At 59.4% G+C, this 19,246-nt stretch carries 16 protein-coding genes and 1 other annotated feature; of the genes, 9 read left to right on the top strand and 7 right to left on the bottom strand.

Annotation, left to right across the window (positions count from 1 at the left end):
* Positions 1–5: 5 nt before the first annotated feature.
* From hdaA to ppx, 3 genes are all read left to right on the top strand, one after another.
* Complete coding sequence (gene hdaA / locus GGE33_RS20395) at positions 6–713, top strand: DnaA regulatory inactivator HdaA (RefSeq protein WP_183827198.1); 708 nt, start codon at positions 6–8, stop codon at positions 711–713.
* A 63-nt stretch (positions 714–776) separates the two neighbouring features.
* Complete coding sequence (locus GGE33_RS20390; RefSeq protein WP_183827195.1) at positions 777–2,975, top strand: RNA degradosome polyphosphate kinase; 2,199 nt, start codon at positions 777–779, stop codon at positions 2,973–2,975.
* A gap of 5 nt (positions 2,976–2,980) precedes the next feature.
* Positions 2,981–4,501, top strand: coding sequence for an exopolyphosphatase (gene ppx, locus GGE33_RS20385; protein WP_183827192.1), 1,521 nt, complete (start codon positions 2,981–2,983; stop codon positions 4,499–4,501).
* A 51-nt stretch (positions 4,502–4,552) separates the two neighbouring features.
* On the opposite strand, the gene GGE33_RS20380 is transcribed toward ppx, so the two are convergent.
* Positions 4,553–4,996, bottom strand: a complete 444-nt coding sequence (locus tag GGE33_RS20380) for an SRPBCC family protein (RefSeq protein ID WP_183827189.1) — start codon at positions 4,994–4,996, stop codon at positions 4,553–4,555.
* A 305-nt stretch (positions 4,997–5,301) separates the two neighbouring features.
* On the opposite strand from GGE33_RS20380, the gene GGE33_RS20375 reads away from it, so the two are divergent.
* Positions 5,302–6,246: a DMT family transporter gene (locus GGE33_RS20375; RefSeq protein WP_183827186.1), complete on the top strand. Its 945-nt coding sequence runs from the start codon at positions 5,302–5,304 to the stop codon at positions 6,244–6,246.
* 60 nt (positions 6,247–6,306) lie between these two features.
* Here the strand turns inward: GGE33_RS20375 and GGE33_RS20370 are convergent, their stop codons facing one another.
* Together GGE33_RS20370 and GGE33_RS20365 are read right to left on the bottom strand one after the other, a co-directional pair.
* The gene (locus GGE33_RS20370) at positions 6,307–7,665 is read right to left on the bottom strand and encodes an esterase-like activity of phytase family protein (RefSeq protein ID WP_183827183.1); all 1,359 of its coding nucleotides are present in this window, start codon (positions 7,663–7,665) and stop codon (positions 6,307–6,309) included.
* Positions 7,666–7,797: 132 nt separating this feature from the next.
* Positions 7,798–8,589 (bottom strand): AraC family transcriptional regulator, encoded by a 792-nt coding sequence (locus tag GGE33_RS20365; RefSeq protein WP_246436304.1) that lies wholly within the window; start codon positions 8,587–8,589, stop codon positions 7,798–7,800.
* A gap of 100 nt (positions 8,590–8,689) precedes the next feature.
* Between GGE33_RS20365 and GGE33_RS20360 the strand changes: the two genes are divergently transcribed.
* Positions 8,690–9,097, top strand: a complete 408-nt coding sequence (locus GGE33_RS20360; protein ID WP_148145355.1) for a DUF2000 family protein — start codon at positions 8,690–8,692, stop codon at positions 9,095–9,097.
* A gap of 26 nt (positions 9,098–9,123) precedes the next feature.
* On the opposite strand, the gene rnd is transcribed toward GGE33_RS20360, so the two are convergent.
* The 4 genes from rnd to GGE33_RS20340 form a co-directional block, all read right to left on the bottom strand.
* Entirely contained in the window at positions 9,124–10,269 is a 1,146-nt protein-coding gene (rnd, locus tag GGE33_RS20355) for a ribonuclease D (RefSeq protein WP_183827177.1), read from the bottom strand.
* A gap of 80 nt (positions 10,270–10,349) precedes the next feature.
* Positions 10,350–11,588 (bottom strand): MFS transporter, encoded by a 1,239-nt coding sequence (locus GGE33_RS20350; protein ID WP_183827174.1) that lies wholly within the window; start codon positions 11,586–11,588, stop codon positions 10,350–10,352.
* A 212-nt stretch (positions 11,589–11,800) separates the two neighbouring features.
* Entirely contained in the window at positions 11,801–12,256 is a 456-nt protein-coding gene (locus GGE33_RS20345; protein ID WP_394353678.1) for a DUF411 domain-containing protein, read from the bottom strand.
* A 45-nt stretch (positions 12,257–12,301) separates the two neighbouring features.
* The gene (locus GGE33_RS20340; RefSeq protein WP_183827171.1) at positions 12,302–12,673 is read right to left on the bottom strand and encodes a hypothetical protein; all 372 of its coding nucleotides are present in this window, start codon (positions 12,671–12,673) and stop codon (positions 12,302–12,304) included.
* A gap of 245 nt (positions 12,674–12,918) precedes the next feature.
* Between GGE33_RS20340 and aspS the strand changes: the two genes are divergently transcribed.
* The 4 genes from aspS to GGE33_RS20320 all read left to right on the top strand — a co-directional run bounded on the left by aspS (position 12,919) and on the right by GGE33_RS20320 (position 19,229).
* A complete protein-coding gene (gene aspS, locus GGE33_RS20335; protein ID WP_183827168.1) occupies positions 12,919–14,709 on the top strand; it encodes an aspartate--tRNA ligase in 1,791 nt (596 codons plus the stop codon).
* A 197-nt stretch (positions 14,710–14,906) separates the two neighbouring features.
* Positions 14,907–17,012, top strand: coding sequence for a methyl-accepting chemotaxis protein (locus GGE33_RS20330; RefSeq protein WP_246436301.1), 2,106 nt, complete (start codon positions 14,907–14,909; stop codon positions 17,010–17,012).
* 173 nt (positions 17,013–17,185) lie between these two features.
* Entirely contained in the window at positions 17,186–17,506 is a 321-nt protein-coding gene (locus GGE33_RS20325; protein ID WP_148145350.1) for a DUF1236 domain-containing protein, read from the top strand.
* 116 nt (positions 17,507–17,622) lie between these two features.
* Positions 17,623–17,680, top strand: a sequence feature (sul1 is cis-regulatory element that is thought to sense ions involved in sulfur or methionine metabolism; They are found in Alphaproteobacteria).
* A gap of 67 nt (positions 17,681–17,747) precedes the next feature.
* Positions 17,748–19,229, top strand: coding sequence for a SulP family inorganic anion transporter (locus GGE33_RS20320; RefSeq protein ID WP_210303803.1), 1,482 nt, complete (start codon positions 17,748–17,750; stop codon positions 19,227–19,229).
* Positions 19,230–19,246: the final 17 nt, after the last annotated feature.

Genomic DNA, 19,246 nt, shown 5'->3' with positions numbered 1-19,246 from the left:
AATTGATGACTGACCCTATGGACCGCCCGCAAGGCAAGGGCGAACAACTGCCCCTGCAATTTTCCCATGATGCCGCCCGCGGTAGGGACGACCTCATGGTTTCCGAACGCATGGCCGCAGCCGTGTCGATCGTCGACGAATGGCCCAACTGGCCGTCGCCGGTCGTGGTGCTCGCCGGCCCGGTCGGATCGGGCAAGTCGCATCTCGCCCATATCTGGCGCGAACAGTCGGGTGCGCAGGAAATTCATCCCGTCTCCGGTTCCAACGCATCGCAGATTGCCGCAGGTGGTCCGGTGCTGTTCGAGGATGCCGATCGCCGCGGTTTTGACGATGCCGAGCTTTTCCATGTCATCAACGCCGTGCGCCAGCATGGCCAGACATTGCTGATGACATCACGGCTCTGGCCGACCTCATGGGCCGTGGACCTGCCGGACCTGAAATCGCGTCTCAAGGCCGCGACGGTGGTGGAAATCGGCGAGCCTGACGAGGAACTTCTCGCTCAGGTGATGATCAAGCTGTTTTCCGACCGGCAGCTTAACATTGATGACAAACTGATCAGCTATATCGTCAACCGGATGGAGCGTTCGCTCGATACGGCGCAGCGGGTGGTCGAACAACTGGACCATCTGGCTCTTTCACGTGGCACCCGTATCAACCGGGCGCTGGCGGCAGAAGTGCTGGAGAGTTTCGGTCAAGCCGACGCAGGAGATTGACTGTCACAGTTCCGTCGTCAAAACATTATACGGCCGAAAGGCTTAACACTGAGGATGGAGCTCATGGACCAGATCGCCGAAACACCGGAAACCAAAGAAGTCGTTGTTGACGCGATCCCGAGCTTCGAGGAGCAACTTGCAAGCTCCGACCGGTTCATCAATCGTGAATTCTCCTGGTTGCAGTTCAACCGCCGCGTTCTGGAAGAAACGCTGAACACAGCCCACCCGCTTCTCGAGCGGGTTCGCTTCCTGTCAATTTCCGCCGCCAACCTCGACGAATTCTTCATGGTACGCGTTGCCGGCCTCGAAGGTCAGGTGCGCCAGGGCATCGTAATCCGCAGCCCCGACGGGAAGACGCCGGCCGAGCAGCTCGATTCGATCCTGCAGGAAATCGACAATCTGCAGATGGAACAGCAGGCGTCGCTCGCCGTGCTGCAGCAATATCTGGCGCAGGAAGACATCCTTATCGTTCGCCCGAACGCCCTGTCTGCAGAAGACAAGGCGTGGCTTGCGACCGATTTCGAGGAAGACCTGTTCCCGGTTCTGACGCCGCTCGCCATCGATCCGGCGCATCCGTTCCCCTTCATTCCCAATCTCGGCTTCTCCATGGGCCTGCAGCTGCACAGCCTGCATGGCAAGGAGCCGATGACGGGGCTGCTTCGTCTTCCCACCACGCTCGACCGCTTTGTCCGCCTGCCTGACGAAGGGACGACAGTCCGTTACATCACCCTCGAAGACGTGGTCGGCATGTTCACCGACCGGCTGTTCCCCGGCTACGAGGTCAAGGGCGCCGGCACCTTCCGCATCATTCGAGACAGCGATCTTGAAGTGGAAGAAGAAGCCGAAGATTTGGTTCGTTTCTTCGAGACGGCCCTGAAGCGCCGCCGCCGCGGCAAGGTCATCCGCATCGAGACCGATAGCGAAATGCCGGCATCACTGCGCCAGTTCGTGGTTCAGGAACTCGGCGTGCCGGAAAACCGCGTTGCGGTTCTGCCGGGCCTGTTGGCGCTGAACACGATGTCGGAAATAACCAAGGCGCCGCGCGAGGACCTGCGTTTCGAAAGCTACAATGCCCGATTTCCGGAGCGGGTTCGCGACCATGCTGGCGACTGCCTTGCAGCCATCCGCGAAAAGGACATGGTGGTCCACCATCCGTATGAAAGCTTTGACGTGGTTGTGCAGTTCCTTTTGCAGGCCGCCCGCGACCCCGACGTGCTTGCCATCAAGCAGACCCTCTACAGAACCTCGAACGACAGCCCGATCGTCCGGGCGTTGATCGACGCGGCCGAAATGGGCAAGTCGGTGACGGCTCTGGTCGAGCTGAAGGCGCGCTTCGACGAAGAGGCGAATATCCGCTGGGCGCGCGACCTTGAACGCGCCGGCGTGCAGGTCGTGTTCGGCTTCATCGAACTGAAGACCCACGCCAAGATGTCGATGGTGGTTCGCCGTGAAGACGGCAAACTCAGGACCTATTGCCACCTCGGCACCGGCAACTACCACCCGATCACCGCCAAGATTTATACCGACCTGTCCTTCTTCACCTGCAATCCGAAGATCGCCCACGACATGGCGAATATCTTCAACTTCATCACCGGTTACGGCGAGCCGAAGGAAAGCATGAAGCTGGCGGTTTCGCCCTATACGCTGCGCCCGCGTATCCTTCGCCATATCGAGGAGGAGATCGCGCATGCCAAGGCCGGTCGTCCGGCCGCGATCTGGATGAAGATGAATTCGCTGGTCGATCCGGAAATCATCGATGCGCTTTATCGCGCCAGCCATGCCGGTGTTGACGTCGAGCTTGTCGTGCGCGGCATCTGCTGCCTGCGCCCGCAGGTCCCCGGATTGTCGGACAAGATCCGCGTCAAGTCGATCGTCGGCCGCTTCCTCGAACACAGCCGCATCTTCTGCTTCGGCAACGGCCAAGGCCTGCCGTCCGACAAGGCGCTCGTCTATATCGGTTCCGCCGACATGATGCCGCGCAATCTCGATCGCCGCGTCGAGACGCTGGTACCGTTGCTCAACCCAACGGTGCATGAACAGGTTCTATCACAGATTATGCTGGGCAATCTGATTGACAACCAGCAGAGCTACGAGATACTGCCCGATGGGACGTCGAGGCGCATGGAGGTGCGGCAGGGTGAGGAACCGTTCAACGCCCAGCACTATTTCATGACCAACCCCAGCCTTTCCGGCCGCGGGGAAGCCTTGAAGTCAAGCGCACCGAAACTGATTGCCGGAGTAATGTCTGGCCGTAAGAAATAGGCAGTATGGTAAGTTCTGAAGCTCAGGGGCGGCTCCCGGGCATCGCCCCTGTTTCCGTTATCGATATCGGATCCAACTCCGTTCGTCTGGTTGTCTACGAAGGCTTGACCCGGGCTCCAACGGTCCTTTTCAACGAGAAGGTCCTGTGCGGGCTGGGCAAGGGCCTTGGCGCGAATGGTCGCATGGATGACGAGGGCGTCGAGCGCGCCCTGGTTGCGTTGCGGCGCTTCAAAGCGCTTTCCGATCAGGCGCGTGCCACGGATATCTATATTCTGGCGACTGCGGCAGCCCGCGAAGCCAGCAACGGTCCCGATTTCATCCGCAATGCGGAAGAAATCCTCGGGCAGGAAATCCAGGTTCTTTCCGGCGAGGAAGAAGCCAAATATTCCGCCCTCGGTGTCATCAGTGGTTTTTATGATGTCGATGGCATTGCCGGCGACCTCGGTGGTGGATCGCTTGAGCTCATCGACATCAAGGGGCACGAATTCGGCCGTGGGATCACTTTGCCGCTGGGTGGCCTGAGACTGTCGGAATCCTCCGGCAACTCGCTCGCCAAGGCGCGCAGTTTCGCCCGCAAACAGGTCAATACCGCCCGTTTCCTCGAAAAAGGCGAAGGCCGGACCTTCTATGCCGTTGGCGGCACATGGCGTAACATCGCCAAGCTGCACATGGAGATGACCAATTATCCGCTGCACATGATGCAGGGCTACGAACTGTCTCTCGAGGAAATGCAGAAGTTCCTCGACGAGGTTATCGCGGCCAAGGACAGTAAAGACGGCGCGTGGCAGGCGGTTTCCAAAAACCGCCGCTCGCTTCTTCCCTATGGCGCGATCGCCCTGCAGGAAGTGCTGAGCGTCATGAAGCCCGCCAGGATCACCTTCTCGGCGCAGGGCGTGCGCGAAGGCTATCTCTATTCCCGGCTGCCGGACAGTGAACGCGATGCGGATCCGCTTCTGGTTGCCGCCGACCAGCTCGCGATCCTGCGCGCCCGCTCTCCGGAACATGCCCGAGAGCTTGCCGACTGGACCGGTCGCATGGTGCCGTTTTTCGGCATCAACGAGACGGAAGAGGAAAGCCGCTACCGGCGTGCCGCCTGCCTCGTCGCCGATATCAGCTGGCGTGCACACCCGGATTATCGCGGCGCGCAGGCGATGAATGTGATTGCCCATTCGTCCTTCGTCGGCATCAGCCATCCCGGCCGCGCCTATCTTGCGCTCGCCAACTATTACCGCTTCGAAGGCGTCGGCGATAATGGCGATACGGACGCGCTGGCGACCATTGCAACGCCGCGCCTTTTGGATCTGGCCAAGCTCCTGGGCGGACTGCTGCGCGTGGTTTACCTGTTCTCGGCCTCCATGCCAGGCCTCGTCCACCACCTGACTTTCCGCCAGTCGACAACTCCGGACCTCGATCTCGAATTCGTTGTTCCACACGAATACGCGAATTTCGCCGGCGAGCGTCTGGATGGACGTCTGCAGCAACTGGCGAAGCTGACCGGCAAGCGACTGGCTTTCAAGTTCGAATAATCAGGCAAGGTCGGCGCGCTTTTCGTCGCCGACCTTCGTTTCCGTGCTGCATCATTCCTCTATATTCGGCTCCACCAGCCTTGCGAGATTGCGCAGGCATTCCTGCCAGCCGAGGTAACAGGCTTCAGCCGGGATGATGTCGGGCACACCCGCCTGGGTGATGTCCAGATCGGTTCCGACAGAAACCTTCTTCAACAGGATCGTCACCTGCATCTCGCCCGGCAGGTTCGGGTCTTCGAACCGGTCCGTGTAACGGATTCGCTCGCCGGCAACGAGTTCATGAAACTCGCCGCCGAAGAAGTGGCTCTCGCCGGTGGTGAAGTTGCGGAAGGACATCCGGAACGTGCCGCCGACCTTCGCATCGAGATGATGGACGGTGCAGGTAAAACCGTTCGGCGGAAACCATTTGGTCAGCGCATCGGCCTCGATAAAGGCACGATAGATCTTCTCAGGGCTGGTTGCCAGGACGCGGTGCAACTTGATCGTGCTCGGCATGGTCGTTTCCTCCTGTTTTGCCGGATCGATGCCCGAAGGACGCACGGGAAGGACTGATTGCGACAGTCACTTCGTCCCGCAGCCAAAAAAAGGTATTGCAACTACACGTGATGATAGGGGCGGCAGAGAGGAGACAACATGCACAGCATCGGTGAGTAGTGGGCGATCTCGGAAAACGTTGCCGCGGATGACGGCGGTATGCCTAGTGCAGCGGCAAATTGGCCGAGATAGGCAATTTCATTTTCTTGAATCAACCAAAGGGTGCAATGATTTTCGGCCACTATGCTTTTTCAAAGGTTGAGGGAATGTTTCAGCGGTCTGCGGCCAAAGGGGTGGTTTTATCATTCGGCAGCCTTGTTCTTTTGGGCATCATGCCGGTCATTTCGAATAGTCGCCCTGTCGCCATCGATGCGCTGACTTTTGCCTTCGCCCTGTCGCTCTGGCAAACGATCTTCGCGGCGCCTGTTTTCGCGCTTGAAAGAAGAAGCGGACAAAAGGGTATTTTCGGCGCAAGCATGCCGCCGCGTGAGGCAAGGCGTGTCGCTGTCGTCGGCCTGATCACGGGCATGATGTTCGGGCTCTCCACCTATCTGTACGTGCTTGGTACCGAAAAGGCCGGTGCCGCCAATGCTGCCATAGCGCTGCAGGCCTACCCGCTTTTTGCAATCCTCGTTGAAACGATCTTCCTTGGCCGCCGCAAAAACTTGCTTGAACTGGGCCTGACATCGGCGCTGTGCATCGCCCTCTATTATATCGCCACCGCGGGCACATTCCGGATGGCGGGGATATCCTACTGGTTTCTGCTGTCGCTTGGCGTACCGTTTCTGTGGAGCATCGCGCATGTTCTGATCAAGGAGGAACTGGGACGAACGCCGATAACGCCGGCACAGGTAACCTTTTTCCGGGTCGCCATTTCAACCGTTTTCCTCGCCCTGATCCTCATCCCGGCAAACACCGTGCCCGGAATGGGCAATATTGTGGGGGCACTGTTCCAGCCGATCTCGATCCTGATGGGACTGGTCTATTACCTGGAGCTGATGATCTGGTTCTACGCCGTACGCCATATCGACGTGTCGCTGGCAAGCTCGATCACCACCCCGTGGCCGGCTCTGACAATGGCTGTCGCCTTTGTCGTTCTGGGGGACCGGATCGAAGTCTATCAGATTGCGGCATTCGTCGTCGTGGTGATCTGCGTTTACGGCTTGAGCTGGGCTGGTATTGCGAAGCAGAAGATGGTGATCCAGGATTGACGAACGGCGAAAGGCGCCCGGTTTGACCGGACGCCTTTGCAATCAGTGTGTCGAACGCCGTCACTTTGCAGACAGGAATTCACCGACTTCCAGCAGGCTGAACTCGTTGTCGTCGGCTTTGTCGACTGCACGGCCGGCAGAGAAGGGCAGGTTGTTGTCATTGCCGATGACGATATGCGTGGCGTCGACCTGATCGACATTCTCGATCGTCACGAAGGGCATGTCATAGATGCCGGCCTTGCCGCCCGCAACCTTCTTCTTGTTGTCCGGATCCTGGATATTCAGCAGGTCGATATAGCCGATCTTGCGGACGGCCTTGCCGACATTGGCATCGTTGAACTCGATCTTGTAGACGCGCTTCCATTCAGCCGGAGCCTCGAAGCAATCCGGCTTCGGCTGTTTCGGATCGGCGCAGGCCTTGTCCTTCGAGCCAGCGCCGTTGTCGCGCTCGATGACGAGAGCAGTCGTTGCGTCGAGCATGTTGAAGTCGCCGATCGCAACGCCCTTTTCCGCCAGCGGATAGAGCCAGGAACGGCCGGTCCAGTTCTTCGAGGCGATATCGAATTCGATGACGCGAAGCGCGGTGCGGCCATCGACCTGTTCGACCTTGCCGTCTTCGAGGAAGAGAGGGCCTTCCAGCAGGCCGTAAAGCTTGGAGCCGTCCTTCGACATTGCCATGCCTTCATAACCGCCAGAACGCTTCAGGTTGAAGACCGGCATCTTGGCGGCCGGATTGGCCGGCATGGAAAGCGTCGGATTGTCAGGAGATTTCACCGGCTTGCCATCGACAACCGTGGCGATAACGTCGGTCAGCTGGCCGAGCGCATCGACCTTGATCAGGTAGGGGCCGAATTCCTCGCCAAGCCAGAACCCGTCGGCAACCGGCTGGATCGACTCGATGTCGAAATCGGCGCCCGTCAGGTAACGCTTCTCGGAGCCTTCCATGACGATCGGGAAGGGAGCAATCTTGTTCGGGTCGGACAGGAAGATATTCTTGACGACGTCCACCTTGTTGGTGGCCCAGTCGAACTTTACCTGATGCAGGAAGAGCATGGCGTCGGAAGAATTTGCCTTGGAGCCGAAACCGTTGTCTGACAGTGTCCAGAACGTGCCGTCAGCCATTGCCTTGATGCCGGAAAAGCCCTGGATCGGCTGGCCATCGAGCGGCAGCTTCACATCGGTAACACGAGCGCCGTCCTTGCCGTCGACCGTGCCGAGTTTCTCGACGCGCTTGCCCGCTGTCGTGAACTTGCCGGAGGTCTTCAGAAACGCAGGTGCATCTGATGGAGCAGTCGTCATTGTGTTCGCGGGCAGGATCGCCTGGCCGGCGAGCTTGGCCGGAAACTCCTTGTCGTCCGCGAATGCGGAGCCGGCAAGCAGAGCGGCCATGGCAACGGAAGTGATAAAGGTTTTGGTCATGAAACACCTGATCGTTTCGCATTAAACATGCGAGCGTCGATAGAATGCCCGCATGACGGGCAGGTGATGGTGTGATGAAGATTTGATGACTGGAGTTCTCGACGGGCCAAATCGCCGTAGATTTGCACGCGATTATCGCGATCCGGTGCGTAATTCGTTCCAGCGGCCCGGCGTCATGCCGAAGGCCTTGCGGAAGTGCCGGGTAAAATGCGCCTGATCGGAAAATCCCGCGGCGGCTGCTGTTTCGGCAAGCCCGGTACCGATCGACATCAGCCTTTTGGCCTGTTCCAGTCGGCGCATGACGAGATAGCGGTGCGGGCTGGTGCCGAGCAGCCGGCGGAACTGCCGAGCCAGTTCGTAGCGGTCGATGCCGGTAATTGCCTCCAGATCCTCCGAACGCACCGCCTCGCTGCAGCGATCCTCAATGAAATCGCGGGCGGAGAGGACCGCAATCCGAGCCGTAGCAGTCACTCCCTTGCGGGGTATGCTTGCCTGTTGCGTGAGACTGGTAGCGATCCGCATCACCGCGTCGTCGAGCGCGAGGTCATCCGGTTCATGATCCAGATCGCCAAGAATATCGGCGAGCGCTTGCCAGAGGCCGGCATCCGCGACGACGGGATTTCCGACGAAAGGCAGGGCGCTTCGATGCCCGCCAACGGCCCCGATCCGTTCGGGCGGCAGATAGATCATCCGGTAGATCAGCCCGTCATCGGTACCGGCCGCACCGTCGTGCACTTCGTCGGGATGCAGTACGATGACATTGCCCGGATTGCTGAAACGTTCCGCGCCACGATAACGAAAAGTCTGCACGCCATGAAGCGTCAGCCCCAGCGCATAGGTATCGTGGCGGTGTGGTGAAAAGCCGTTTCCGTGAAAGCGCGCCTCGATACGTTCGACGCCCCGGCTCGGCGTGGCAACGCGCATCCCGTCGCGAAATTGCCCTTTGCACGAACGTTCAAGACCGCCTGTACCGGCAGCCGCTAAGTGTTCTGCTCTTTCGATACCCCGAATGGAGTTTTCCTGCATGTTCGATACCAAGATCGCGATTGTTGTCCGCGAGGACCTTGCCACTTGGCAGAAGCTCAACGTTACCGCATTTTTGACGAGCGGCATTATCGCTCAGTCACCGGCGATCATTGGCGAAGCATACCGGGACATGGTGGATAATGTCTATAATCCGCTATCGATTCAGCCGATTGTTGTGCTTGGCTCCGATCAGGAGACGCTGCGTGTAATCCACAAGCGCTCTCTGGAGCGCGAAGTCATCACATCAGCCTACATCGAAGAGATGTTCGCGACCGGTCACGATGCTGCCAATCGCGAGGTCTTCTCGCGATTTGGCCCTGACGATGCCAAGCTGGTCGGCATCGCGCTGAGAGCGGAAAGGAAGCTGGTCGACAAGATCACCAAGGGAGCGAAGATGCATCCCTGATGGCGGGAGTGTCCAGGCGTCAGAGCTTAAAGCTCGACCGCCTCGACCTTCTTGTCGACGAAGCGCAGCGCTACGCCGCCTTCGATCAGCTTCAGTGCGGTATCGCCGAAAAGTTCTTTCCGCCAGCCTGAGAGAGCGGCCACGTTGGCATTCTCGCCTTCGGAAGCGATCTTTTCGAGATCATCCGTATTTGCGATGACCTTCGCTGCCACTCCCTGCTTGTCGGAGATGAGCTTGAGCAAAACCTTGAGCAGTTCGACAGCGGCAGCCGTGCCTTCGGGCACGTGGGCGTGCTTGGGCGGATGCGGCATCTCGGCCTTCGGTAATGCGAGCGCGGCATTGACCGCTTCGACGATGGCGGTTCCCGAGGCCGAGCGCTCCCAGCCCTTGGGGATGGTGCGCAGGCGTCCGAGGGCTTCGTTATCCTTCGGCTGCTGCTGGGCGATTTCGTAGATCGCATCGTCCTTCAAGACGCGCGAACGCGGCACATTGCGACTGCGGGCTTCCCGCTCGCGCCATGCGGCGACGAATTTCAGGATGGCAAGTTCGATCGGTTTGCGCAGGCGGGCTTTAAGCCGCTGCCATGCGTCGTCCGGGTGCAGGTCGTAGGTGGACGGGTTTTCGAGGATCGCCATTTCCTCGGTCAGCCACAGGGCACGGCCTTCGCGATCCAACTGCTCTTTCAGGAACAGATAGACGTCCCTGAGATGGGTGACGTCGGCCAGCGCATAATCGAGCTGCTTCTCCGAAAGCGGCCGGCGGCTCCAGTCGGTGAAGCGGGATGACTTGTCGATATGGACGTTCTTGATGCGGCTGACGAGCTGGTCATAGGAGACGCTGTCGCCGAAACCGCAGACCATGGCTGCCACCTGCGTATCGAAGATCGGATGCGGCACCAGCTTGCCGAGGTGATGGACGATTTCGATATCCTGCCGTGCGGCATGGAAAACCTTCACCACCGCGGAGTTCGCCATCAGCTCGAAGAAGGGCGCAAGATCAAGCCCTTTTGCCAGCGGATCGACGAGAACCTCCAGGTCCGGGCTTGCCATCTGGATGAGGCAGAGTTCCGGCCAGAACGTCGTTTCCCTCAGAAACTCCGTGTCGATGGTGATGAAATCCGATTGCGCCAGCTTGGCGCAGGCGTCTTGAAGAGCTGCGGTTGTTTCGATCATTGGTCCGTTCACGTGCGGTGTTCAACCTTCCTTTCCCTTTGAGCCGCGCATGTCAAGACCGGGAGAGGCTCGCTAAGGCGTTAGTCCCTGTCATCTTTTTCAGGCGGTGCCGCCAGCCGGTTGAAATAGGCGGATGTGCGCAAAAGGGCGCGGAAGCGGGAATGCCGTTCCGATGGCGGCACGGGCGGCCTTACCCCCATGCGCATGATGGTGAAGATCAGAAAACCGGCAAAGATGAAGGACGTATAGGCAAAGAATGCGCGTGGGCCGAGATACTGGAGTAGCGTCGCGGCCAGCAGCGGGCCGACGATCGCGCCGACCGACCAGAAGAACAGCAGACCGGCGGCAACCAGCGCATATTGTCCCGGCTTGGCGTGGTCGTTTCCATGTGCCGAACACAGCGAGTAGAGCGGCATGGAAAATGCGCCGAAAAGGAATACGGCAATGATATTGGCCGTCTCGTTCGTGCCTGCACCAAAGGAGAGATAACCGCCGGTCAGGATCGAGCCGATCGTTGCCCAGACAATGACGCGCCGCCTGTCCAGCTTGTCGGAATAAAGCCCGAGCGGATATTGCAGCACCACGCCGCCGATGATGCCGGCGCTCATGAAGGTAGCGATCGAGGTGATATCCATGCCGATCTCATGCGCATAGACCGGCCCGATATTGCGGAAGGCGGCCATGGAGAGGCCGACGGCGACAACGCCGACGACGGCAAGCGGTGAGATCTGCCAGACGGCCTTTAGATCGAATGCCACGGCATCCGGCGGTGCGGGGCTGGATTTGTCGGCGACCGAAATCGGCACCAGCGACAAGGTCATGGCGATCGAGATGATGGCGAAGAGCGCCTGTCCTTCTATGCCGACTGTCGGGATGAGATATTGGGCGAAAGTGACGGAGCCGAGATCGACGAAACGGTAGATCGACAGCGTTCTCGCCCTGTTTTCATTGGTGACCTTTGCGTTGATCCAGCTTTCGACCGTGGCAAACAGGCTGGCGACCGCAATGCCGATCAGGAAACGCAGAAATGCCCATGCGACGGGATCGATCACCTGCGCCATGACAATCGAACAGGAGGCCCCGATCGCGGCCATCGCGGCAAATGTGCGGATATGGCCGATCGATCGCAGCAGTCGCGAAACGTAGATGCAGCCGACGGCGAAACCGACGCTGTATCCGGCACCGATCATGCCGATGACCGTGGGTGAGAAACCCTCGGCTGTGCCGCGCAGCGCGATATAGGTTCCCTGAAGCCCGTTTCCGCCGATCAGGATGCCTGCGGTGACGAGAAGGGGCACGAGGGGGCGTATATGGGACATGAGGGGAATCTTTGCGCGGGGGTGTCCGCCAAGCTGTAGCGTGCCGCGCATGTAAACGACAGACCGGAAATGGCTAAAGCAGGGCGCATGATGCGAAAAACTTCGCCGCCTCGGAAATGGTGGTTGGGAAACAATGCCACCCGCCCTTGGCCTCTTTAAAGCAGGCGGGAGCGGGTGGTGGCCGCGGGAGGACCAAGGTTCGAAGGCGGTAATTACGGCCTGATTTCCATATAGACCGACTGGCCGCCATCCTTGTTAAACGCAATCACGTCATAGGATGCCGACGGGTCCTCGCCCATTCCCAGCGAGCCACTCGGCATGCCGGGAACGGCGATGCCGGCAATGTCGGGACGCTCGGCCAGCACGCGGTTGACTGCTTCGAGTGGTACATGGCCTTCGAACACATAGCCGCCTGCTACCGCCGTATGGCAGCTCCAGGCGTCCTCCGGTACTTTGTACCCGGCCTTTAATGCGTCCATATCCTCGACATTTTCCATGCGAAGCGCGATGCCGGATGAGGTAAGCGCTTCGGCCCATGCTTCGCAGCAGCCGCAATAGGGGCTTTTGTAAACCACCATTTCCGCGGCCATGGCGCCGGTGGCAATAAAGGACGCAGCACTCATCAGTGCGAAGGCGAGCGATCTCGCCGCAAATGTCTGTCTGTTCACGATAATCTCCTTGGGATCGGCGAACGAGTGTTTCGGTTCGGGCGGTCAGGCCGCCTGCACGTGATCGATCGGAGATTTTGGAGGAGGTGGGGGAGGTCCGTTACGCAGGGACGAGAAGGCCGCGTCGTCAGTATGGGGGTAGGCAGGTGCAAGAAATACCGGAACGGCAATCTGGCTATCTGGAAGGATCGCGGCCGTGACCGACAGCACCTGGCAGGCTGCAAGGGCGCATCCGGCCTTCGAGCACTGTGTCCCGGCTTGAGGGCCGTCCATCGGCGTATGCCCACGATGCATGGCCAGTTCTGCATGGCTGAGATGGACATGACCCGGTGCCGGCTGCGCGCCATAGGCAACAGGTCCGCGCGCCAGAAAAAGCGCGGCCAGAACCATCAGCATGACGCGGGCAAACTTGACCATGGATCTATAATCGCATTGCCGGCCTCGATATTGAAGAGGTGACGAAGGGACATAAGCACGCAGCCCCTTGGCGGCAAAGAGGCCGGCAGATGCCCACTATCATGTGCTAAGCGGCCCTGTCGAAGCATTGCAACCTTGACAAATCGGCCTACCCATGCGCTTTTCGCGCCGATTTTCCATGATTTCGACCGGGCTGCTTCGCATGCCGTAAAAGGTCGTTCAAGCATCAGTCCAGGATAAAAGACATGCATCGTTACCGCAGCCACACCTGTGCAGCCCTCCGCAAGTCGGATGTCGGCTCCAATGTCCGCATTTCCGGCTGGGTCCATCGTGTGCGAGATCATGGCGGCGTTCTCTTCGTCGACCTTCGCGACCATTATGGCATGACCCAGGTCGTCTGCGACCCGGACAGCCCGGCCTTCAAGACGGCTGAAGTCGTGCGCGGCGAGTGGGTCATCCGTATCGACGGCACCGTCAAGGCTCGTTCGGAAGACACCGTCAACAAGAACATGGCGACGGGCGAGATCGAACTCTACGCCAAGGAAATCGAGGTTCTGTCGGCTGCCAAGGAACTGCCGCTGCCGGTCTTCGGTGAGCCGGAATATCCGGAAGACGTGCGCCTGAAGTATCGCTTCCTCGACCTTCGCCGCGAAACGCTGCACAAAAACATCGTCAAGCGCACCCAGATCATCGCCGCCATGCGCCGCGAAATGACGATCGGTGGCTTCACCGAATATTCCACGCCGATCCTGACCGCATCCTCGCCGGAAGGCGCACGCGACTTCCTCGTGCCGTCGCGTATCCACCCCGGCAAGTTCTTCGCCCTGCCGCAGGCGCCGCAGCAGTACAAGCAGTTGATGATGGTTGCCGGTTTCGACCGCTACTTCCAGATTGCACCGTGCTTCCGCGACGAAGACCCGCGTGCTGACCGCCTGCCGGGCGAATTCTACCAGCTCGACCTCGAAATGAGCTTCGTCACCCAGGAAGAAGTCTGGGAAACGATGGAGCCGGTCATGCGCGGCATCTTCGAAGAGTTTGCCGAAGGCAAACCGGTCACCAAGGAATTCCCGCGCATCCCGTATGACGTCGCGATCCGCAAATACGGTTCCGACAAGCCGGACCTGCGCAACCCGATCGAGATGGAAGCGGTTACCGAGCATTTCGCCGGTTCCGGCTTCAAGGTCTTCGCCGGCATGATCGCTTCGAACCCGAAGGTTGAAGTCTGGGCAATCCCGGCAAAGACCGGCGGCTCCCGTGCATTCTGCGACCGCATGAACGCCTGGGCGCAGCAGCAGGGCCAGCCAGGCCTCGGCTACATCTTCTGGAAGGAAGAAGAAGGCAAGGTTGTCGGCTCCGGTCCGCTCGCCAAGAACATCGGCGAAGAGCGCACGGCAGCTATTGCAGCACAGCTCGGTCTGGAAGCGGGCGATGCCTGCTTCTTCGTCGCCGGCGAACCGGAGAAGTTCTACAAGTTCGCAGGCGAAGCCCGTAACCGCGCCGCCGACGAACTGAACCTCTCCAACAAGGACCAGTTCGCGCTGTGCTGGATCGTCGACTTCCCATTCTTCGAATATAACGAAGAAGACAAGAAGATCGACTTCGCCCATAACCCGTTCTCGATGCCGCAGGGCGGTCTCGAAGCACTGGAAAACCAGGATCCGCTGACGATCAAGGCTTACCAGTATGACATGGTCTGCAACGGCTTCGAAATCGCCTCGGGCTCGATCCGTAACCAGCTGCCGGAAGTCATGGTCAAGGCCTTCGAAATGGTCGGCCTGTCGCAGCAGGACGTGGAAGACCGCTTCGGCGGCCTCTACCGCGCCTTCCAGTACGGTGCACCTCCGCATGGCGGCATGGCAGCCGGCGTCGACCGCGTCGTCATGCTCCTGACCGGTGCCAAGAACCTGCGCGAAATCACGCTGTTCCCGATGAACCAGCAGGCGCAGGACCTCCTGATGGGTGCCCCGTCGGAAGCCACCCCGACGCAGCTGCGCGAGCTGGCAATCCGCCCGATCCCGCCGGTGAAGAAGGACTGATTTCAGTCTCCAGAACTGGCGATTTTCAAGCAAGTTCAACGGCGGCCCTCGGGTCGCCGTTTTGCATAGCTGTGCAATGCGAAGTTGCATTGCTGCATTGCAAAACTGGTTGTGAATTTTAACATTCCCATTGAGGCTTATTTAAACCCTGACAGGCAGTTATCCGGGCATATTCATCTGCCACGGGATTTTTTGACTTGGCCTTTTTCTCTAATCTGCGCATTTCCCATCGTGTGCTGCTGCTCGCCATTCTCGCCTTGGTCGGTATCGTCGCAATCTCGGCAATCTTTCTCGGTCAACGGCAGATCGAGAGGGGATATCGGGCGACAGCGGATGCGCTGACGGAAAGACAGGCGGAAGTTTCGATGATGTCCGCGGGCGTAAGCGACAGCCTGCTTTGGGAGCAGTATTTCCTGCTGAACAAGGACATCGTGGCTGTAGAGAAGTTTCAGTCGGTGATTGCCGGCGTTCACGCCCGGCTCGGCAGACTGAAGTCTTCTGCGACCGGTGGGCTTACTGCTAATCTTGACCGGTTGGGTGAGGGGCTTGCGGCCTATGAGGCCGCCTTTGCGACGCTGGTAAAAGACAATCAGGATCTCGGACTAGACCAGAATAACGGCCTTGAGGGTGCCATGCGCTCCGCCGTGCACTCGATCGAGGATCGCCTTCAGTCTGTCGAGGATGCAGCCATTCGCGCCAGTATGTTGATGATGCGGCGACACGAGAAGGATTTCATCCTGCGTCGAGATGCTGGCTATCTCCAAAAGCATGCAGCAGAGGCGGAGACCTTTACCGTTCTGGTCAAGCAGGCCTTTCGTCCGGGCGCGCAGCGCAGCCGCGTCATGGATGCATTGGAAGTTTATCGGACGGCTTTCAAACTCTATGCCGATGGCAGCTTGAAGGAAGCAAAGTCGGAAGCTGATGTGTCTGAAGCCTACCGGGCGCTCGAACCGCAGGTCGCAGCCGTCCGAGCAGCTTATGAGACGCAGCGGACTGAAGCGCTGGCCGAGAACGAGCTGGTTGCGGAACGCAATCTCTTCATCGTCGCAGCACTTCTTCTTGGCGCCATCGCCACATTGACCGCGGGCGTCTGGCTGATCGGGCGTTCCATCACCGGCCCGGTCGTCGCCATGACGGGAGCCATGCGCAGGCTGGCCAATGGCAAGACGGACATCACCATCCCGGCACTGCACTGTCGCAATGAATTCGGTGCAATGGCTGGGGCACTCGATACCTTCCGTGAGGCTGCGATTGCCAACATGCGGCTTGAGCAGGAGGCCGCGGCGGCTCGTGCAAATGCCGAGGACGAACGCAAGCGCATGCACGAGGAAGCTGAAGCCGAGGCGCGCAGGATATTGCAACAGGCGACACGCGGTCTGGCTGGTGGTCTGCAACGCCTGGCCGAGGGGGATCTTTCGTTCACACTCTGCGAGCCTTTTGCTCCCGATTTCGAAGCGCTGCGCAGCGACCTCAACCAGACCGTGGCACGCCTTGCGGATGTGATGACGGAGATCGCCCATGCGAGCGGATCGATAGAAGGCGGAAGCCGCGAAATCGCGGGCAGTGCCGATGATCTTTCCCGCCGCACGGAACAGCAGGCGGCTTCGCTTGAGGAAACCGCGGCGGCTCTGGATGAGATCACCGCCAATGTCGGCAATTCGTCGCGCCGCTCGCAGGAGGCACATGGCCTTGCAAGCGAGGCGAACAAGGCGGCGGAGCATACGCGGGGCCTCGTCTCGGATGCGCTACAAGCCATGCGGCGTATCGAAGGATCCTCCGCAAGGATTTCCGGTATCATCGGGGTGATCGATGAAATTGCTTTCCAGACCAACCTCTTGGCGCTGAACGCCGGTGTCGAGGCGGCAAGGGCAGGGGATGCAGGTCGCGGCTTCGCAGTCGTGGCGCAGGAGGTGCGGGCACTCGCCAGCCGCTCGGCCGATGCCGCACGCGAGATCAAGCAGCTCATTCAGATTTCGGCGGACGAGGTGAAGGATGGTGTCCGTTCCGTGCGTGATACCGGCGATGCACTGACCGGTATCAGCAGCCGCATCGAGGCGATCAATGTTCAGGTCGAGGCGATAGCGGTTTCCGCTCGGGAACAGTCGGTTGGGCTGGGGGAGATCAACAGTGCCGTCAATCTGCTCGATCAGGGCACGCAGCAGAACGCGGCGATGGTCGAGGAAAACAATGCTGCCAGTGCGCTTCTGATGACCGAGGCACAGCGGCTGCGCGAACTCGTCGGCATGTTCCGCCTGACGCCCAAGCAGCAAATGGATCGGCGTCTCGACAGCCGCGCCGCCTGACCGTATCCAAGTCTCCGGCGAAGTTCAGACTGTTCGAAATACTCGTTCGGGCAGGAGCGTATGTATTGCTGCAGTTTTGCCATAGTTTCTGCCACAATTAAGGCAGTTAAAAATGCGGAACCATCTCATCCCGACCGGGTTGTTACTGCCAGCAGAAGCAAGGGAGAAACAACATGCGTAAGTTCTTGCTGGCCGTGTCCGCGGCCTCGATGGCTTTTTCCGGTGTGGCTTTCGCCCAAACCACCGTGATCACCCAGGATCCGGTGACCACCAATTCCACGGTCGTGCTGCCCGGTGAAGTCCGTACCTATGTAATGGAACAGCCGATCGAATCCGTGCCTTACGAGGGCGATGTACTGGTAGGGCGGGTATTGCCCGATACGGTCGAAGTTCGCCCGGTTCAGGGCTATGACAATTACGGTTACACCATCGTCAATGAGCGACGTGTGATCGTCGATCCCCAGACCCACACGGTGATCCAGGTTCTCGAGTAAAATCGATAATACCGTTTCAGATTGAACGGAAATCAAAGCCCGGAAGGTTGAAGCCTTCCGGGCTTTGTCATTTTTTGTTGCTGCTTCTCGCAGCCGCGTCTAAACAGCACACACCACAAGGACTCGGGTGAAACTCCCGGGTGGCTCTTCCGGCCGCCGATCCGCCGGACAACGCAAAGCATCAGCCGTTTTCACACCCCGGATATTTCCTGCGGCGATGCGCGAATGTGTGCGATTTTCCATGACAAGTTTGACCAATTACCGCCGCGAGTGGTTTTCCAACATCCGTGGCGATGTCCTTTCCGGCGTCGTCGTCGCTCTGGCCCTTATCCCGGAAGCTGTCGGTTTTTCCGTGATTGCCGGTGTCGACCCGAAGGTCGGTCTCTTCGCTTCCGTAGCGATCGCCTGCACCACCGCCATTACCGGCGGTCGCCCTGCGATGATTTCCGCCGCAACCGCAGCAACGGCCGTCCTTATGGGGCCGCTGGTGAAGGAGCACGGCATCGAATATCTGTTTGCCGCAACGCTCCTGATGGGCGTGCTGCAGATCATCGCCGGCATGCTGAAGCTCGGCCGGTTGATGCGCTTCGTCTCCAAGTCGGTCATGACAGGCTTCGTCAATTCGCTGGCGGTCCTCATCTTCACAGCGCAGCTGCCGCAGCTGATCGGGGTTCCCGCAGTCACCTATCCGCTGATCGCGCTGGCGCTGGCGGTCATCTATCTCTTTCCCTATCTGACCAAGGCCGTGCCATCGCCGCTTGTCGCTATCGTCGTCGTGACGATCGTGACGTTGAGTTTTGGCATCGATGTCCGGACAGTTGCCGATCTCGGCGAAATGCCGACCGCCTTGCCGGTCTTTGCGCTTCCCATGGTGCCGCTGACATTCGAGACGCTGCAGATCATCTTCCCCTATTCGCTGGCGCTTGCTGCGGTCGGATTGCTGGAGTCATTGCTGACCGCGCAGATCGTCGACGATATGACCGATACGGTCAGCAGTAAGAGCCGCGAATGCGTCGGGCAGGGCACGGGCAATATCGTCTCCGGTCTGTTCGGCGGCATGGGGGGCTGCGCAATGATCGGTCAGTCGGTAATCAATGTCTCTTCGGGCGGCCGCGGACGTCTCTCCACCTTCGTTGCCGGTGCCTTCCTGCTGATCCTGCTTCTGGTCCTTGATGATGTCCTGCGCATCGTGCCGGTCGCGGCGCTGGTGGCGATCATGATCATGGTGTCGATCGGCACCTTCTCATGGAAGTCGATCGTCGATCTGAAGCGCCATCCCGGTACATCGTCCATCGTCATGCTGGCGACAGTTGCCGTCGTGCTTTTCACCCATGATCTGTCCAAGGGCGTGATCGTCGGCGTGCTGCTGTCGGGCGTGTTTTTCGCCGGCAAGGTGGCGCGTATGTTCAAGGTGTCGTCCAGGCTGGAGGACGCCACGCGTATCTATGAAGTCGAAGGACAGATCTTCTTCGCCTCGACCCACTCCCTGCTTCAGGCCTTCGATTTTGAAGAGAAACTCGAGCGTGTGGCGATCGACGTCAGCCGCGCTCATCTCTGGGATATTTCAGCGGTCGATGCACTCGACCAGATCGTCCTGAAATTCCGCCGCCGGGGTGCCGAGGTCGAGGTGAGGGGAGCCAATGAGGCCAGTGCCAGCATGATCGATCGCTTCGCTCTCCACGACAAGGAACATGCCTCTCTCGCGCCATCTCCGGCGCACTGACGGAAAAAGCCCGGCAG

It is taken from the genome of Aliirhizobium cellulosilyticum (assembly GCF_014198105.1).
Taxonomy (GTDB): Bacteria; Pseudomonadota; Alphaproteobacteria; order Rhizobiales; family Rhizobiaceae; genus Neorhizobium; species Neorhizobium cellulosilyticum.
This window is presented reverse-complemented; position numbering and strand designations above follow the sequence as displayed.

Bases quoted from the DNA above. Each gene is read 5' to 3' on its own strand.
- hdaA (WP_183827198.1), top strand. From the start codon at position 6: ATGACTGACCCTATGGACCGCCCGCAAGGCAAGGGCGAACAACTGCCC.
- GGE33_RS20390 (WP_183827195.1), top strand. From the start codon at position 777: ATGGACCAGATCGCCGAAACACCGGAAACCAAAGAAGTCGTTGTTGAC.
- ppx (WP_183827192.1), top strand. From the start codon at position 2,981: ATGGTAAGTTCTGAAGCTCAGGGGCGGCTCCCGGGCATCGCCCCTGTT.
- GGE33_RS20380 (WP_183827189.1), bottom strand. From the start codon at position 4,996: ATGCCGAGCACGATCAAGTTGCACCGCGTCCTGGCAACCAGCCCTGAG.
- GGE33_RS20375 (WP_183827186.1), top strand. From the start codon at position 5,302: ATGTTTCAGCGGTCTGCGGCCAAAGGGGTGGTTTTATCATTCGGCAGC.
- GGE33_RS20370 (WP_183827183.1), bottom strand. From the start codon at position 7,665: ATGACCAAAACCTTTATCACTTCCGTTGCCATGGCCGCTCTGCTTGCC.
- GGE33_RS20365 (WP_246436304.1), bottom strand. From the start codon at position 8,589: ATGCGCGTTGCCACGCCGAGCCGGGGCGTCGAACGTATCGAGGCGCGC.
- GGE33_RS20360 (WP_148145355.1), top strand. From the start codon at position 8,690: ATGTTCGATACCAAGATCGCGATTGTTGTCCGCGAGGACCTTGCCACT.
- rnd (WP_183827177.1), bottom strand. From the start codon at position 10,269: ATGATCGAAACAACCGCAGCTCTTCAAGACGCCTGCGCCAAGCTGGCG.
- GGE33_RS20350 (WP_183827174.1), bottom strand. From the start codon at position 11,588: ATGTCCCATATACGCCCCCTCGTGCCCCTTCTCGTCACCGCAGGCATC.
- GGE33_RS20340 (WP_183827171.1), bottom strand. From the start codon at position 12,673: ATGGTCAAGTTTGCCCGCGTCATGCTGATGGTTCTGGCCGCGCTTTTT.
- aspS (WP_183827168.1), top strand. From the start codon at position 12,919: ATGCATCGTTACCGCAGCCACACCTGTGCAGCCCTCCGCAAGTCGGAT.
- GGE33_RS20325 (WP_148145350.1), top strand. From the start codon at position 17,186: ATGCGTAAGTTCTTGCTGGCCGTGTCCGCGGCCTCGATGGCTTTTTCC.
- GGE33_RS20320 (WP_210303803.1), top strand. From the start codon at position 17,748: ATGACAAGTTTGACCAATTACCGCCGCGAGTGGTTTTCCAACATCCGT.